The organism is Pseudomonas juntendi (genome assembly GCF_009932375.1).
GTDB classification, from domain to species: Bacteria; Pseudomonadota; Gammaproteobacteria; order Pseudomonadales; family Pseudomonadaceae; genus Aquipseudomonas; species Aquipseudomonas juntendi.
This window is the reverse complement of the sequence record NZ_BLJG01000285.1, coordinates 1-15,249: the sequence shown is the minus strand read 5'-3', so window position 1 is coordinate 15,249 and position 15,249 is coordinate 1. Positions and strand designations below refer to the sequence as shown.

At 62.6% G+C, this 15,249-nt stretch carries 15 protein-coding genes and 1 pseudogene; 12 read left to right on the top strand and 4 right to left on the bottom strand.

Annotated elements, in window-relative coordinates; genetic code table 11:
• The 4 genes from GYA94_RS24635 to GYA94_RS24620 all read left to right on the top strand — a co-directional run.
• A partial coding sequence (locus GYA94_RS24635) for an aldehyde dehydrogenase family protein (RefSeq protein ID WP_161893293.1) occupies nt 1–352 on the top strand: 352 nt, incomplete at its 5' end.
• Nucleotides 353–379: 27 nt separating this feature from the next.
• Nucleotides 380–1,969 (top strand): GMC family oxidoreductase, encoded by a 1,590-nt coding sequence (locus GYA94_RS24630; RefSeq protein WP_161893292.1) that lies wholly within the window; start codon nt 380–382, stop codon nt 1,967–1,969.
• A gap of 44 nt (nt 1,970–2,013) precedes the next feature.
• Nucleotides 2,014–3,354: an MFS transporter gene (locus GYA94_RS24625; RefSeq protein ID WP_054911790.1), complete on the top strand. Its 1,341-nt coding sequence runs from the start codon at nt 2,014–2,016 to the stop codon at nt 3,352–3,354.
• Between the two features lie 75 nt (nt 3,355–3,429).
• Entirely contained in the window at nt 3,430–4,230 is an 801-nt protein-coding gene (locus GYA94_RS24620) for an IclR family transcriptional regulator (RefSeq protein ID WP_232108467.1), read from the top strand.
• Between the two features lie 136 nt (nt 4,231–4,366).
• Here the strand turns inward: GYA94_RS24620 and GYA94_RS24615 are convergent, their stop codons facing one another.
• A complete protein-coding gene (locus GYA94_RS24615) occupies nt 4,367–5,593 on the bottom strand; it encodes an OprD family porin (protein ID WP_110679264.1) in 1,227 nt (408 codons plus the stop codon).
• Between the two features lie 324 nt (nt 5,594–5,917).
• Between GYA94_RS24615 and GYA94_RS28815 the strand changes: the two are divergent.
• From GYA94_RS28815 to hchA, 3 genes and pseudogenes are all read left to right on the top strand, one after another.
• Nucleotides 5,918–7,120 (top strand): annotated as a pseudogene (locus tag GYA94_RS28815) (methyl-accepting chemotaxis protein); the annotation flags it as partial.
• Complete coding sequence (locus GYA94_RS28810; RefSeq protein WP_415752949.1) at nt 7,112–7,975, top strand: methyl-accepting chemotaxis protein; 864 nt, start codon at nt 7,112–7,114, stop codon at nt 7,973–7,975. The pseudogene GYA94_RS28815 and the gene GYA94_RS28810, both read left to right, overlap by 9 nt.
• Nucleotides 7,976–8,078: 103 nt before the next feature.
• Nucleotides 8,079–8,951, top strand: coding sequence for a glyoxalase III HchA (gene hchA / locus GYA94_RS24605; RefSeq protein ID WP_161893290.1), 873 nt, complete (start codon nt 8,079–8,081; stop codon nt 8,949–8,951).
• Between the two features lie 203 nt (nt 8,952–9,154).
• Here hchA and GYA94_RS24600 read toward each other — a convergent pair whose 3' ends face one another.
• Nucleotides 9,155–9,847: a FadR/GntR family transcriptional regulator gene (locus tag GYA94_RS24600; protein WP_029887434.1), complete on the bottom strand. Its 693-nt coding sequence runs from the start codon at nt 9,845–9,847 to the stop codon at nt 9,155–9,157.
• Between the two features lie 259 nt (nt 9,848–10,106).
• Here GYA94_RS24600 and GYA94_RS24595 point away from each other — a divergent pair, with 259 nt between their 5' ends.
• Genes GYA94_RS24595 through GYA94_RS24580 form a run of 4 tightly spaced genes read left to right on the top strand, consistent with a single transcriptional unit; the run spans nt 10,107 to nt 12,947 of the window.
• A complete protein-coding gene (locus tag GYA94_RS24595) occupies nt 10,107–10,892 on the top strand; it encodes a transporter substrate-binding domain-containing protein (RefSeq protein ID WP_009686363.1) in 786 nt (261 codons plus the stop codon).
• Nucleotides 10,893–10,915: 23 nt separating this feature from the next.
• The gene (locus tag GYA94_RS24590) at nt 10,916–11,581 is read left to right on the top strand and encodes an amino acid ABC transporter permease (protein ID WP_161893289.1); all 666 of its coding nucleotides are present in this window, start codon (nt 10,916–10,918) and stop codon (nt 11,579–11,581) included.
• Nucleotides 11,582–12,229, top strand: a complete 648-nt coding sequence (locus GYA94_RS24585; RefSeq protein ID WP_009686365.1) for an amino acid ABC transporter permease — start codon at nt 11,582–11,584, stop codon at nt 12,227–12,229. It begins immediately after the preceding gene.
• Nucleotides 12,216–12,947 (top strand): amino acid ABC transporter ATP-binding protein, encoded by a 732-nt coding sequence (locus GYA94_RS24580; protein ID WP_161893288.1) that lies wholly within the window; start codon nt 12,216–12,218, stop codon nt 12,945–12,947. Before GYA94_RS24585 ends, GYA94_RS24580 begins: the two co-directional genes overlap by 14 nt.
• A gap of 57 nt (nt 12,948–13,004) precedes the next feature.
• On the opposite strand, the gene GYA94_RS24575 is transcribed toward GYA94_RS24580, so the two are convergent.
• Both GYA94_RS24575 and GYA94_RS24570 read right to left on the bottom strand, forming a co-directional pair.
• Complete coding sequence (locus GYA94_RS24575) at nt 13,005–13,520, bottom strand: DUF4880 domain-containing protein (RefSeq protein ID WP_054911781.1); 516 nt, start codon at nt 13,518–13,520, stop codon at nt 13,005–13,007.
• A gap of 437 nt (nt 13,521–13,957) precedes the next feature.
• Nucleotides 13,958–14,269 carry a DUF6124 family protein gene (locus GYA94_RS24570; protein WP_009686368.1) on the bottom strand — a complete coding sequence of 104 codons (312 nt, stop codon included), beginning with the start codon at nt 14,267–14,269 and terminating at the stop codon, nt 13,958–13,960.
• A 130-nt stretch (nt 14,270–14,399) separates the two neighbouring features.
• On the opposite strand from GYA94_RS24570, the gene GYA94_RS24565 reads away from it, so the two are divergent.
• Complete coding sequence (locus GYA94_RS24565) at nt 14,400–15,053, top strand: LexA family protein (protein ID WP_110679270.1); 654 nt, start codon at nt 14,400–14,402, stop codon at nt 15,051–15,053.
• Nucleotides 15,054–15,249: the final 196 nt, after the last annotated feature.

Genomic DNA, 15,249 nt, shown 5'->3' with positions numbered 1-15,249 from the left:
CTACTACCCGGCCACGGTGCTCACCGAGGTGCCGGACAACGCCCGCATCATGAGCGAGGAGCCGTTCGCGCCGATTGCCTCGATCGTTGCCTTCGACACCCTCGAAGCGGTGGTCGCCAAGGCCAACAGCCTGCCCTTTGGCCTGGCGGCCTTCGCCTTCACGCGCTCGGTGCAGCGTGCCACTTTGCTGGCCGACGAACTGCAAGCGGGCATGGTTTCGATCAACCATTTCGGCCTGGCTGCACCGGAAACACCGTTCGGCGGCGTGAAGGACAGCGGCTACGGCAGCGAAGGCGGCAGCGAGGGCCTGGACGCCTACTTCACCACCAAGTTCGTCAGCCAGGTCGGCTGAGTTTTTTCACTCAAGAGAACAACAAGAATGGATACCTTCGATTACATCGTGATCGGAGCCGGATCGGCCGGCTGTGCGCTCAGCGCACGGCTGGCCCAGGCCGGCAAGCAGGTGCTGCTGCTCGAAGCCGGCCCGGCCGACAATCACCCCTATGTGCACATTCCCGGCACCTTCATCCGCGTACACGGTACCCGGCGCACCTGGATGTACCGTACCCAGCCCGAACCGTTCGTCAACCAGCGTGAAGTGTTCATCCCCCAGGGCCGCACCTTGGGTGGCGGCAGTTCGGTGAACGCGATGATCTACATCCGTGGCCAGGCCGAAGACTATGATGATTGGCAGAACGCTGGCTGCCCTGGCTGGGGCTGGAACCACGTATTGCCGGTGTTCCGCCGCTGCGAAGCCAATGCCCGGCTGGGCGGGGAACTGCATGGTCGGCAGGGGCCGTTGAAGGTCAGTGACCCGCGGCACAGGCATTTTCTCAGCCGTGCCTTTGTCGATGCGGCCGTGCAAGCCGGCGTGCCGGCCACCGATGACTTCAACGGCGCGCAGCAGGAGGGTGCGGGCTTCTACCAGACCACCACCGCCGCCGGGCGCCGCGCCAGCTCGGCTGCTTCCTACCTGCGGCCGATGCGCAGCAACCCCAACCTGCGGGTGATGACCGGGGTGCACGCCACCCAGCTGCAGTTCGACGGTGCCCGGGTGGTTGGCGTGCAGGCCAGGGACGAGGCGGGCCGGGCCCTGGCCTTCCGCGCCCGTGGCGAAGTCATTGTCAGTGCCGGCGCCATTGCCTCGCCAAAACTGCTGATGCTTTCCGGCATTGGCCCGCGCGAGCACCTGCAGGCCCTGGGCATCGATGTGCGGGTGGATGCCCCGCAGGTCGGCGAGAACTTCCAGGACCACCTGAGCGCCTCGGTGTATGCACAAACGCGCGAGCCGGCCAGCCTGCTTGGCCATGACCGTGGCCTGCGTGCCCTCGGCCATGGCTTGAAATACCTGGCCACGCGCCGCGGGCTGCTCAGCTCGAACGTGGTGGAAAGCGGCGCCTTCGTCGACGCTACCGGTTGTGGGCGCCCTGACGTGCAGTTCCATGTGGTGCCTGCGCTGGTCGGTGACATCGACCGGCTGCCGCCGGCTGGCCACGGTATCTCGGTCAACCCCTGCGCCCTGCGCCCGCGCTCCCGTGGCCGGCTGCGGCTGAAAAGCGCCGACCCGTTGGCCGACGTCGCGCTCACCGCCAATTACCTGAGCCACCCCGAGGACATGCGCACCTTGGTGGCCGGTATCAAGCTGGCGCGCAAGATTCTTCGCGCTCCGGCCTTGGCCGGCGTGGTCGAACGCATGCTGATGCTGCCCGAGCATGACGACGTACCCGACTCGGTGTTCGAGGACTACGTGCGTACCGTCGCCAAGACCGTGTTCCACCCGGCCGGCACCTGCCGCATGGGGTCCGATGAAGCGGCGGTGGTCGACCCGGCCCTGCGGGTGCGCGGCGTGCAGGGGCTGCGGGTGGCCGACGCTTCGATCATGCCGACGATCGTCAGTGGCAATACCAACGCGCCATGCATCATGATCGGCGAGCGCTGCGCCGACTTCATCCTGTCGGCCCAGGGCTGAACAGGCTTGCTTCACCACCACAACAATTACAAAAGAGTACTGCGATGAAGCTCATAGCCCGCAACACGTTCGACAACGAGCAGGACAGTGTGCTGTACAACCGCATCGCCTGGCGGTTGCTGCCGTTCCTCTTCGTGCTTTACATCATTGCCTTTCTCGACCGGGTCAACGTCGGTTTTGCCAAGCTGCAGATGTCGGCCGACATCGGCCTCAGCGACCTGGCGTTCGGCTTTGGCGCCGGGGTGTTCTTCATCGGCTACTGCCTGTGCGAGATTCCCAGCAACATGATGTTGCAGCGGGTCGGTGCGCGCTTCTGGATCACCCGGATCATGGTGATGTGGGGCATTCTGTCGGTGTCGATGATGTTCGTGCAGACGCCCAACCAGTTCTATGTACTGCGCTTCCTGCTGGGCATGGCCGAGGCCGGGTTCTATCCGGGGGTGGTGCTGTACATGACCTACTGGTTCCCGTCCTACGCCCGTTCCCAGGCCATGGCCTGGTTCAACCTGGGCATCGCCATGGCGGGCGTGCTGGGTAGCCCGCTGTCGGGCTGGATCATGCAGACCTTTGCCGGTGTGCACGGCCTGGCTGGCTGGCAATGGCTGTTCCTGATCGAGGGTACGCCGGCGGTACTGCTGGGCATCGTGGTGTTCTTCTACCTGGACGACCGCCCTGGCAACGTGCACTGGCTCAGCCCAGAGCAGAACCAGCGGGTGGTGCGCCAGCTGGCGGCGCAACGCCAGGCCCAGGAGCAGGCGGGGGCCGGGCACAACTTCCGTGCAGCGTTCGTCAACAAAGACTTGTGGCGGTTGATCTACGTGAATTTCGCGCTGCTGTGTGGGACCTACGGCGTGAGTTTCTGGCTGCCGCAGATCGTCCAGAGCCTGGGCAGCCAGAGCCTGACGCACACCGGGCTGATCGCCGCAATTCCGTTCGCGGTGGCCTCGGTGGTGATGCTGGTGGTCAGTCGGCATTCGGACCGTACCCGTGAACGGCGCTGGCACGGCACGCTGTGCAACCTGGCCTCGGCGGCCGGGCTGACGATAGCGGCGGTGTTCCACGACCAGCCGGTGCTGTCGCTGGCGGGCCTTAGCCTGGCGATGTCGGGTGGCCTGGCGGGTTTCTGCGTGCTGTGGGCACTGCCCGGGGTGCTGCTGACCGGCACGGCGGCAGCGGCCGGTATCGCCCTGATCGCCACCATCGGCAACCTTGGGGGCTATGCCAGCCCGTTCATGATGGGCTGGGTGAAGCAGGGCAGTGGGCACCTGGAGTATGGGCTGTATGTGCTGGCGGTGATGACCCTGATCGGTGCGTGGGCGATGTTCTCGGTCAAACCGCCGCAGCCGCACCGTGCGCCGGCGGTGGCGCAGCCTTCTGGCGTTTGATGTCGTAGGCCAACACAAGCGTTTCGCCGAGCGATACAATCGGGTCTTTCCCAAGCCCGAATGCGAGGTGAACGCTTGAACCAGGATGATGAAAAGCCCGCCAGCGGTCCTGCGCTGCTCGAGTCGGTGGAGATGGTATTCCGCCTGCTCGACGAACTGACCGCTGCGCGGCGCCCGCTTGGCGTAACCGAGCTGGCCCAGCAACTGCAAACTGCCAAGCCGCGTACCTACCGGCACCTGGCCTCGATGCGCCAGCTCGGTATTCTCGAACAGGACCCGGCCACCGAGAAGTACCTGCTGGGTGCCCGCCTGGTGGCTTATGGCGAAGCGGCCAGCGAACAGTTCGACCTGCGCGCCATTGCCGACCCTTACCTTACCCGCATTCGTGACGCCACGGGCCAGACGGCCTTGCTGGCGGTGGCCACCCATGACACGGCGCTGGTGGTGTCCTGCGTGGAGTCCAAGGCCAATGTGTGCATTTCGGTGAAACCGGGCAACCGCGTGTTGCCGTACTGCTCGGCGCAGGGGCGCACGGTGCTGGCATTTGCCGACGCGGCCAGCCAGCAGCGGGTGATGCGGCGCAAGATGCCGCAACTCACCGAACTGACCTTGCATGAGCCCGATGCGCTGGCCGCGCGGCTGGCGTTGATTCGTGAACGCTTGTATGACGATGCCGACGGCGAGGTGACATTAGGGATCAATGCGCTGTGCTGCCCGATTTTCCGCGATAACGACCAGATTGTCGGGACCATTGGCATTGTCGGGCCGAGTGCCGCTATTCCGTCGCCACCACCGGCGGCGATGTTGCGCGAGTTGCAGTCGGCGGCGGCGGAGATCAGTGAGCGCTTGCACGCGGGCACGTATCAGCGGTTGTGATGTAGGAGCGGCTTCAGCCGCGAACACCGGCAAAGCCGGTGCCAACCACCGCGGTGCCTGCTTCGCGGGCGCGCCCGCTCCCACAGGATGTAGCAGCGGCTTCAGCCGCGAACACCGGCAAAGCCGGGCTCTGGCGTCAGAAGATATTCAAGGGGTATTCGGTAATCACCCGCACCTCATTGAAGTTCAGGCCGCGGTCCGGGCTGCGGAAACTGGCTTGGCGAACCCTGAACGACAGGTCCTTCGCCGTACCCGACTGCACCACGTACCTGAGCTCCAGGTCCCGCTCCCACGCCCGACCGTCATCGGTTTGCGCAGTGTGGAAACCAGTGCCGCGCAAGTACCGCGCCATGACACTCAAGCCCGGTACACCCAGCGCCACGAAGTCAAAGTCATAACGCGCCTGCCATGACCGCTCGTTCTCGTAGTTGAAGTCCGAATACTGCACCGAGTTGGCCAGGAACACCGTACTGTTGCCGTCCACGCCATAGGTATAATTGCCCGTCCCGCTGACCCGCTGGTGGGCCAGCATGAAGCTGTGCGGGCCGGCTGCCAGCGTGGCCGACAAACTCCAGATCCGGTTGTCCAGGTCCCCGGCGCGCTGGGCGCCCTGGCTGCGCGTGTCATAACCGTTGAAGTCGAACTTCGCCGCATACCTGTCATTGATCGGCAAGACCAGGGTCGCACCCAGGTAGTACTTGCGCCAGTAATCCTGAACATCGGAATGATAGGCCCGGGCACTGAATGCCTTGTTGAAGTTGTAGCTGCCGCCAATCAGGTCCAGTGACGTCAGGCCGCCACTGTCATGTTCACTCTGGTCACGGCTGCGCAACGCCGTGAAGTGCCCGGCATTCAAGGTGAGGTCGGGTATTTCCTTGCTGGTCAACAACCAGCCCTGGGTGGTTTCCGGCAGCAAGCGCGTGTCGGCGGTGGCCAGCACTGGCAGGTTCACCACCTGTTCGCCGAACTTCAGCACAGTGTTCGACAGGCGTGCCTTCACCGCCGCACCGCCCTTGGCATAACTGCTTTTGGCGCCATCGCTGTCTTCTTCGAGCAGCAGCGTGCCGCCCCCTTTGCGGCCGCCCCCGGTGTCCAGTTTCAAGCCCAGCAGGCCAATGGCGTCGACGCCAAAGCCGACCGTGCCTTCGGTGTAACCAGACTCGAACACACCGATAAAACCCTGCGCCCACTCCTCGGAATAGTTCTGCGCCGTGCGGTCATCGAGGAAGTTACGGTTCATGTAGAAATTGCGGGCTTTGATCGAGAATTGCGCGTCGTCAAAGAAGGCGTTGCCGTCAGCCATGGCGTTGCAGGCAAACGCGCAAGTTACAGCCAGAGCCAGTGAAGTCTTCTGAGCATTCATATTGTTATTGTCCAGGCGTGTGCGTGTACGCAGCGGTGATCCGGGCGATCACGGCTGTGCGTTCAAGTTCGATAAAGCAGAAGGTGTGCGGGCAGTTCTTGGGGTTACAGCGGTTTTTGACGTTGAACGTCCCCCTTGTCAGGCGGTTGTATTTGTTTTTATCTGCGAAACATCGTTTCTCTGAGTGAGATGGATGTTAAGGATCCTGCCAAGCGGCTGTCAAGGGTGGAGAAGATGAGTGGAAAGGCACCAGGGCCGGACCACCAGCCCGCTATTAATTCTCCATTCGCAACAATGGCTTCGATATTTGCATTTGATTGATTTATGCAGCCCTGTCACGCTCTCGCGCTACCCGAAATCACGCCTGAGCCCGGCCCGCTGTATCGCCTGGACGGCGCGCCCAACTGCCCTTGCGCACCCATCACAGGGCGACCTGGCAGCCAAATCGTTCAAGGATGCAATGATATGAATAACTGGCTTACCAACCTCACAGTCGCCAAGAAGCTGATGTTTGGCTTCGGGCTGCTATTGCTGTTGGTGATTTTGAGCATTGGCGCAGGTTGGAACGCCATCAGCAGTTTGTCCTACCGGATGGACCGCATGAGTACGGTCAACCGGCTGATGGACGACATATCCAAGATGCGCCTGGACCGTTCGGCTTATCTGCAGAGTGAGGGCGACGCCCAGGCTGCCAAAGTGCTGCGGGACAAGATCGCCGAAGTTGGGCAGCACCTGGGCGAGCTGCAAGGGTTCTTCGCCAACGACGAGAATGCGCGGCGCATTACCGCAATGGCCGAACACCTGGGCGCCTACCAGCGGGGTATCGAGGGGTTGGGCGGGGCCTATGAGCAGATCGAGCAGTCGCGGGCGGTACGCCGCAGCAGCGGCGACAGCGCGCTCAAGCGCCTGGATGAGCTAGACAGCCTGACGGGTGAACAGAACGGCGTGCGTGACCAGGCACTGTACAAGGCGGCCAACGACCTGCAGATGCAGTTTCTGTATGCGCGCTTTGAAACCCGTGGCTACACCTACGGTGGCAATGGCAAGCAATACGCTGCTGCGGCCAAGGCGGTTGACGCAACACTGACCCAGTTGCAAACCCTGGGCGATGCTCTGCAGGGCTCGCGTGCAAGCCTGCTCGATGAGCTGACGCAATCCGTTACCGGCTACCGGGCCTCGCTGGACACTCACCGGGCGGCGTTGGCCCGCATCGACACACTGCTGCAGGAGGTTCAAAAGCACGGTGATGCACTGCTGCAGACCAGCCAGGACCTGTACGACCAGCAGATGCAGATGCGCCAGGACGATACCCGTGATGCGGCGTGGACGCTGGTCAGTTGCCTGGTGCTGGCGCTGCTGCTGGGCGGGCTGGCGGCCGTGTTGATCACGCGGCAGATCGTGCCACCCCTGCGTGAAGCGTTGGCCCGGGTGCGGCGCATTGCCGAGGGCGACCTGAGCGTCTTCGCCACCGGCTCGCGCAAAGACGAAATCGGCGAGTTGCAAGATGGCTTGCAGCACATGACCGGCAGCTTGCGACAACTGGTTGGGCATATCGGTGATGGGGCGACGCAGATCGCCAGCGCCACCGAAGAGCTGTCGGCGATTACCCGGCAGACGCAGGCAGGCGCTACCGAGCAGATGCAGGAAACCGAGCAGGTGGCTGCGGCCATGCACGAAATGACCACCTCGGTGCAGGATGTGGCCCGCAACGCGGTCGAAACCGCACGCTCGGTCAACCAGGCGGCGCAGGATGCTGTCAGTGGCGGCGACATCGTCAAAAGCGCAATTGCGCGCATCGAAAACCTGTCTGCCGAGGTGGAGCTGACCAGCGCAGCGGTGAGCACGCTGGCTGAAGAAAGCGGGCGCATTGGCAGTATGCTCGACGTGATCAAGGCGGTGGCCGAACAAACCAACCTGCTGGCATTGAACGCGGCGATCGAGGCCGCGCGTGCAGGCGAGGCCGGCCGTGGCTTTGCCGTGGTAGCGGACGAAGTGCGTGCCCTGGCGCAGCGTACCCAGCGCTCAACCGAAGACATCGAACAACTGATCGCAGCCCTGCGCGCGGGCACGCTGCAAGCCGTGCAGCGCATGGAAACCAGCCGTGGCCTGACCGGCGAGAGCGTGCAACTGGCCCGCGATGCAGGCACTGCGCTGGACAACATCACCCACAGCATCGGCGGCATTCAGGGCATGACCCAGCAGATCGCGGCGGCCGCCGAACAGCAGGGTGCTGTCGCCGAAGAAATCAATCGCAATGTGCTGAATGTGCGCGACATTACCGAACAGGCGCAAACCGCCAGCGAACAGACCAGCACGGCCAGCCTGGAGTTGGCCGGTTTGGGCAATTCACTGCAGGGGCAGGTACGCCGGTTTCAGCTCTGACCCAGCCTGAGGTAGCGCGCCGTTAAGGGAAAACCCGCATTGCTGGAACGTGGGGCGGGGCCTAGGATGGTCATCGACGTCAACCTTTATCGAGGAGTACGCGATGACCACTGCAGCCGAAGACAAACGCCCAACCCCAGACCCTGCTGAGGTGGGCGCGTTTTTCCCCTCACCGTATTCGTTGAGCCAATACACTTCGCCCACCTCTGACCTGAGCGATGCCGAGTACCCTGATGCGTACAAGGGTGGCCGCTGGAAGGTTCTGGTCATCGGTGCCGATGAGCGCTACCTGCAAACTACCAATGGCACCTTCTTCTCGACAGGCAACCACCCGGTAGAAACCTTGTTGCCCATGTACCACATGGACAAGGCGGGCTTCGCTTTCGATATCGCCACGGTGTCGGGCAACCCGGTCAAGTTCGAATTCTGGGCCATGCCCTCGGAAGACCAGGAGGTACAAGCGTTTTACCGCAAGTACCAGGCGTCATTCAGGCAGCCGCTGAAGCTGGCAGAGGTCGTCAAGGCCTTGGGTGATGACTCCGACTACATTGGCGTGTTCATTCCCGGGGGGCACGGTGCGCTGATCGGCTTGCCGGAAAGCAGCGAGGTCAAACAGGTGCTGGAGTGGGCGGCCGACCACGATAAATTCATCATTTCGCTGTGCCATGGCCCCGCGGCACTGTTGGCCGCGGGCATGGGTAAAACGGCGGACAACTACAGGTTCAGCGGCTACAAGATCTGTGCGTTCCCTGACGCGCTGGATGCGCAAACCCCGGATATCGGCTACATGCCGGGGCACCTGACCTGGAAGTTTGGTGAGAAGCTGCAGGCCTTGGGGGTAGAGATCATCAACCAGGACATTACTGGCAAGGTGTACCAGGACCGCAAGTTGCTCACCGGCGACAGCCCGCTTGCGGGCAACAACCTTGGCAAGCTGGCCGCGGCCGCCTTGTTGAAAGAAACGTCCGGGCGATGACCTGCGGCGTAGCCGAAGTGGCGATGCAGGTGGCTTTGGCACTATGGGGGGATGGGCAAGCGGTCGACGCCTGACGCACCGCGTACAGTCACCTGGGTGCGGCGCGGCGGCGCCTGGGTGTGGCAATCACGGCTCAGGCGATCAAGATCGCCCTGCACAATGGCGAGTTGGGCAGCCGCCCGGAATAGGGCGGTGGCCGGGTTTCAGGCCGCAAATACCACACCGGTACGGGCAGCCGCATTGCGGATATGCTCCTGCATGGCACGCTGTGCACCGGCTTGGTTGCCACGGGCCAGCTGGCGCAGGATCTTGCGGTGTTCTTGCCAGGTTTCCATGGCCCGCTCGGGGCGGATGAAGGGCAGTTTCTGGCTTTCCAGGAAAATGTCCTGGCTGGCGGTGATCACCTGCAGCATCGCCAGGTTGCCGCTGGCCTCCAGCAGGCGCCGGTGGAAGGCGTAGTCGAGGCGGGCGGCGGCGTCGAAACGGCCGGCACGCAGCTCCTGGCGCATCGCCTCGACATTCGCCTCCAGCGCATCGATATCCGCACCGGTCAGGTACAGGGCCGCCAGGCCTGCCGCGAACCCCTCCAAGGCATAGCGCAACTGGAAGGTGTCCACCGCCGATACCTGTTCGGCGTATGGCCAGGAGAACGTGGCCGCCGGGGGTGCCGAGGGCGCCTGCACGAAAACGCCCTTGCCCGGTTGCACGCTCACCAACCCCAGCGCACTCAACGACGACAGCGCTTCGCGCAGCGACGCGCGGCTGATACCCAACTGCTCGGCCAGGTCGCGTTGCGAGGGCAGGGCATCGCCGGGTTGATAGTCGCCTGCCTCGATCAGCTTGCGAATGGCCTGCAAGGCTATTTCAGGAACGGCGCGGGGGAGCGTGTCGAGCATCTGTTCAGACCAGTTGGAAAGCGGTCTGCGCTTTGTAAAGGCTTTACCGGGTGTCTGGCAAGCCTCGCTCCGTGCTGGCGCAAGGGCAGGGCAGGCTGCACGAAAGCGGGGCATGGCCACGGCTGGCGGGCTGACTGTTCAGACCAGTAAGACCGCGAGCGGCCGCATGCCCAGGGCTTTTCCGGGGTCAGGCGGCAATGCTGGCACGGGCTGTGCAATTTCAGCGCTAACGACCTTCTGCATACCCCGAGGCTTTCCCATGAAAAACATCCGCTCCCTGTTGCTGGCGACGCTGCTGTGTGGTGGCGCGCTGGGCGCTGCCCAGGCCCAGGCCGACGCACTGGCCGACATCACCGCCCGTGGCGTGCTCAAAGTGGCCGTGCCCCAGGACTTTCCACCGTTCGGCTCGGTTGGCCCCGACCTCAAGCCCCGCGGCCTGGACATCGACACGGCGCAGTTGTTGGCGGACAAGCTGGGCGTCAAGCTGGCCCTTACGCCCGTCAACAGCACCAACCGCATTCCGTTCCTCACCACGGGCAAGGTCGACCTGGTGATCTCCAGCCTGGGCAAGAATGCCGAGCGCGAAGCCGTGATCGATTTCTCCCGCCCTTATGCGCCGTTCTACCTGGCCGTGTTCGGCCCGGAGCAGACCTCAATCAGCGACATCGGTGCCATCGCCGGCAAAACCATCAGCGTGACCCGCGGCTCGATCGAGGACATGGAACTGACAGCGGTTGCCCCCAAAGGCGCGGTCATCAAGCGGTTCGAGGACAATAACTCCACCATCGCAGCGTACCTGTCCGGCCAGGTTGAACTGATTGCCAGCGGCAGCGTGGTGATGGCTGTGATCGCCGAGAAGAACCCGGCCAAGGTGCCGGTGATGAAGGTCAAGCTCAAGGACTCGCCCGTGTACGTCGGGCTGGCCAAGCAGGAGCCTGCCTTGCTGGCCAAGGTCAATGCCACCCTCGATGCCGCCAAGGCAGACGGCAGCCTCAACCGCAATGCTGAAAAATGGTTGAAGCAACCATTGCCGGCCGACCTCTGAACTGCCCCTGGATTCGCTGACTGATGGCCTATCAATTCGATTTCGCGCCCGTGTTGGACCAAGGCGACCTGCTGCTCAAGGGGGCATTGTTCACCCTCCAGCTGACCGCAGTGGGCACCCTGTTCGGGGTGGCCCTGGGCGTACTCGGCGCAGTGGCGCGTGCCTGGCGGCTCAAACCGTTCGATGTGCTGTTCGGCGTGTACGTGGAACTGATCCGTAATACGCCTTTCATCGTGCAGCTGTTCTTCATCTTCTTTGGCTTACCCGCGTTGGGGGTGCGCCTGACGGAATGGCAAGCCGCAGTGCTGGCCATGGTGATCAACTTGGGGGCCTATTCCACCGAGATCATCCGCGCCGGTATCCAGGCCATTCCCAAAGGGCAACTGGAGGCGGCGGCAGCACTGGCCATGAGCCGCGCCGAGGCGTTTCGCCTTGTGGTTCTGCAACCGGCGCTGGCGAAAGTCTGGCCGGCCCTGTCGAGCCAGATCGTGATCGTCATGCTGGGCTCGGCGGTTTGTTCGCAGATCGCCACAGAAGAGTTGTCGTTCGCAGCCAACTTCATTCAGTCGCGCAATTTCCGGGCGTTCGAGACTTACCTGCTGACCACTGGCCTGTACCTGATCATGGCCATCGCGGTACGCCAGCTGCTGCTGTGGTTCGGGCAGCGCTTTCTGATGGGGAGACGATGAATGGAGTTCACCTTATGGGACATCGTCCGCAACTTGCTGGTCGGCATGCAGTGGACCCTGCTGCTGTCGCTGGTGGCGTTCATCTGCGGTGGCGTCGCCGGCCTGCTGGTGCTGCTGGCGCGCCTCTCTGACAACTTCGTGCTGCGCGGGGCCGCCAAGGGCTATATCGAGCTGTTTCAGGGCACGCCACTGCTGATGCAGTTGTTCATGGTGTTTTTCGGCATTGCCCTGTTCGGCGTCGATATTTCGGCCTGGATGGCGGCGGCCATCGCCTTGACGTTGTTCACCAGTGCCTTTCTTGCCGAAACCTGGCGCGGCTGCGTCGAGGCTATTCCACGTGGCCAGTGGGAAGCCTCCGGCAGCCTGGCCATGACCCGGCTGGAGCAGATGCGTTACGTGATCCTGCCCCAGGCGCTGCGGATTGCCGTGGCACCTACCGTCGGTTTCTCGGTGCAGGTGGTCAAAGGCACGGCGGTCACTTCGATCATCGGCTTTACCGAGCTGACCAAGACCGGCGGCATGCTCGCCAACGCCACCTTTGAACCCTTCCTGATCTACGGCTTGGTGGCCGTGGGTTATTTCATGCTCTGCTACCCGCTCTCGCTGAGCGCCCGTTACCTGGAAAGGAGGCTGCATGCCCCTGCTTAGAGTGTCCGCGTTGCACAAGTACTATGGCGACAACCACGTGCTCAAGGGCGTAGACCTGAGCATCGAAGAGGGTGAGGTGGTCGCCATCATCGGCCGTAGCGGTTCCGGCAAAAGTACCTTTCTGCGTACGCTCAACGGCCTGGAGTCGATCAGTGACGGCGTGATCGAAGTGGATGGCGAGTACCTGGATGCCGCACGCGCCGACCTGCGCACGCTGCGGCAGAAAGTCGGCATGGTGTTCCAGCAGTTCAACCTGTTCCCGCACCTGACGGTGGGCGAGAACGTCATGCTCGCGCCGCAGGTGGTGAAGAAGACGAGCAAGGCCCAGGCCCGCCAACTGGCTGAGCAAATGCTGGCCAGGGTTGGCCTGGGCGACAAGTTCGACGCCTACCCGGACCGCCTCTCTGGCGGGCAGCAGCAACGGGTGGCTATCGCCCGCGCCCTGGCGATGTCGCCCAAGGTTTTGCTGTGCGATGAGATCACCTCGGCGCTCGACCCGGAACTGGTCAACGAAGTGCTCGGGGTTGTGCGGCAATTGGCCAAGGAAGGCATGACCTTGATCATGGTGACCCATGAAATGCGCTTTGCCCGGGAAGTGGGTGACAAGCTGGTGTTCATGCACCACGGCAAGGTTCACGAAACCGGTCACCCACGTGATGTATTCGCTGCGCCGCGTACGGCGGAGCTGGCGAATTTCATTGGCAGCGTAACGGGCTGAGGGGGCAGGCTTCAGAGGGGCTGCGGCGGCGGGCCTGAAGTGAACCGGCAGCGGGCATCAGCTGCACCATGCCCACACCAGTAACGCCGCCAGCCCAGCCCCGACCGCTACCGAGCAGCCGCCTAGCGACAGCGCCGCCCGGCCTTGCCGGTACCAACCATCCTGGCCAAGCTGGCGCGCCGGCGCCAGCAGGCTGCGCCAGCGTAATTCCGTTTGGTGAAACGCCTGCAAGTTCGCGGCATCTGCGTCCAGCCAGCGGCGGAAGTCGATGCGCTCGCATGCGGTCACCTGGGGGCTCTGCAAGCGCACGTACCATTGGCTGGCCACGCTTGCCAGCACGTCCCGGCGCGGGCGCCCGGCCATCAGGGCCTGGTCCATGTTGCGTTCGACAGTGGCCAGTGGCAGGTCAAGGCGGGTGGCAATGCTGGCGAAGTCCAGCTGGTCGAGGCGGCTCAGCAGCATCACTTGCTGCACCCGGCGTGGCAGCCGCTTCAGCGCGTGCAGCAGGGCATTGTCGGCATCAGGCTCATTCACCGCGGTGGGGTGTTCGACGGGCAGCAGCAGACGGGTCATCACCGGCTCCTTGCGCTACAAAGGGGAAGGGGTGGGGGCATCTTCCGTGATGCGTGGTCAGCGTAGGCGAAACGAGATTGATTCTCAAGTGCTGATTGCGCAAAGTTTTGTAATGAGCGTTCACGCCCTGAAACACATTTGCTACCATGCGCGCCATCACGATCTTCATTAGCCTGAAGAGCCAAAAAAAAGACCCGGCAAAAAGCCGGGTCAAAAACCGTGATTAGCCTGATGAGGAGATAATCTGAAAGCGACCTAAGCTTTCAGGTTATCCAGCAGATCTCGCGATCAGCTGAGTGCAATAATAATCGTTATCATTTGCCAGTCAAATGAATTTTCATCATTCCGGTAAAAAAGTTTTACCGGTGCGCTTCCTTGTCCCGGCAATCGGGGCCTTTGCCGTTACGCGGCCATCACGTGCTCTCCCTTCCGTTCGCCTACAAACCCCGGTCTTCACGTTGCTTGTGCTCCAGCAGCGCGCGTGCCATGTCCATCATGTGCATCAGCGCGAAGGTCAGCTCGCGCTGGCTGCCGTGCTGGTGCGTGGCGGTTTCCTGTGCGGTGGCGGCAGCGCAGCGCAGCAGGGCGATGGCGTGTTCCTGGGCCTGCTCGCTGGTCACGCCTTCGTGCAGGGTCCAGATCTTGTTGTCCAGCGTCGGGCGTGGCGGGTTGGGGTTGAGGTAGTAGTCGAGGGCGCGGCGGGCGGCTTCGCTGTCGAGATCTGTTTCGTCGTTTTTCGGTAGTTTCATTGCGACACCTTCTGATTTCCCTTCAAGCACACTGGGATTACAGGATAGGTCAATCTGTACTAATCATCTCCGAATAAATAATTCAATTTGTGTATTGCTGCGGCTAATACAGTCCGTATTGTTGCCGCTCATGGAAAACTGGAACGCATTTCTCAAGCGCTATAAGCGCGAACACAACCTCAGCCAACTCAAGCTGGCTGAACGTCTGGGCATGACTCAGGGCGGCGTGGGTCATTGGTTGCGGGGCACGCGGCGGCCAACGTTGGAGACGATAAACGAGAAACTCGAGAAACTTGGGCTGGTGTTTCTGGAAGCACAAGTCATGGTTGTAGAGCGTGATATCGTTCGCGAAGCGCCTGGTCGCTATGCGGCCGAGCAGCCAGTGTCGGCCGAAGCGCTGCGCTATGCGAGCTTTCGCTTCCCGGTGCTGAGTTGGTCCGACTTGGCCGGGCCTTTGCCTGAAACCAGCGAGATGCACGAGCAGACGGACTACATGCCTGCAGGTAATGCGTTCTGGCTGGTGGTTGAAAATGACTCGATGAATGCAACCAGCGGCAAGAGCGTGCCTGAAGGGATGCGTGTGCTGGTGGATACTGGCTTGCAGGCAGAGCCTGGCCGGCTGGTGATTGCGCGTCAGCCCGGGCGGCCAGCAGTGTTACGGCAGTTGGTCGAGGAGGGCGGAGACAAGATGCTCAGGCCGCTGAATACTCGATACCCAACGGTTCTGTGTGAAGACGGTTGTGAATTTCTCGGGGTGGTTGTGCGGGTGCACGGCTCCTTCTAGGTGTTTTGAGGTTGTTGTGAGGTTGGTGGGTGTAGGGCTTGATCAGTGTGGCGCCTGTGAAATCGAGCGCCGCCCGCGCGGCGCATCGCGAGCTGCGCTCGCTCCTACGTTTGTTTCGGGCCAGTGAGGCCTGTGAGAGGCGCGCGCGACCGCCTGGTTCATACGACGCGATATTGAGGCATGCGCCAAAGGGTTC

Excerpts from the sequence above, each read along its gene's own strand:
- GYA94_RS24630 (WP_161893292.1), top strand. The coding sequence starts at position 380 with ATGGATACCTTCGATTACATCGTGATCGGAGCCGGATCGGCCGGCTGT.
- GYA94_RS24625 (WP_054911790.1), top strand. The coding sequence starts at position 2,014 with ATGAAGCTCATAGCCCGCAACACGTTCGACAACGAGCAGGACAGTGTG.
- GYA94_RS24615 (WP_110679264.1), bottom strand. The coding sequence starts at position 5,593 with ATGAATGCTCAGAAGACTTCACTGGCTCTGGCTGTAACTTGCGCGTTT.
- GYA94_RS28810 (WP_415752949.1), top strand. The coding sequence starts at position 7,112 with ATGACCGGCAGCTTGCGACAACTGGTTGGGCATATCGGTGATGGGGCG.
- hchA (WP_161893290.1), top strand. The coding sequence starts at position 8,079 with ATGACCACTGCAGCCGAAGACAAACGCCCAACCCCAGACCCTGCTGAG.
- GYA94_RS24600 (WP_029887434.1), bottom strand. The coding sequence starts at position 9,847 with ATGCTCGACACGCTCCCCCGCGCCGTTCCTGAAATAGCCTTGCAGGCC.
- GYA94_RS24595 (WP_009686363.1), top strand. The coding sequence starts at position 10,107 with ATGAAAAACATCCGCTCCCTGTTGCTGGCGACGCTGCTGTGTGGTGGC.
- GYA94_RS24590 (WP_161893289.1), top strand. The coding sequence starts at position 10,916 with ATGGCCTATCAATTCGATTTCGCGCCCGTGTTGGACCAAGGCGACCTG.
- GYA94_RS24585 (WP_009686365.1), top strand. The coding sequence starts at position 11,582 with ATGGAGTTCACCTTATGGGACATCGTCCGCAACTTGCTGGTCGGCATG.
- GYA94_RS24580 (WP_161893288.1), top strand. The coding sequence starts at position 12,216 with ATGCCCCTGCTTAGAGTGTCCGCGTTGCACAAGTACTATGGCGACAAC.
- GYA94_RS24575 (WP_054911781.1), bottom strand. The coding sequence starts at position 13,520 with ATGACCCGTCTGCTGCTGCCCGTCGAACACCCCACCGCGGTGAATGAG.
- GYA94_RS24570 (WP_009686368.1), bottom strand. The coding sequence starts at position 14,269 with ATGAAACTACCGAAAAACGACGAAACAGATCTCGACAGCGAAGCCGCC.
- GYA94_RS24565 (WP_110679270.1), top strand. The coding sequence starts at position 14,400 with ATGGAAAACTGGAACGCATTTCTCAAGCGCTATAAGCGCGAACACAAC.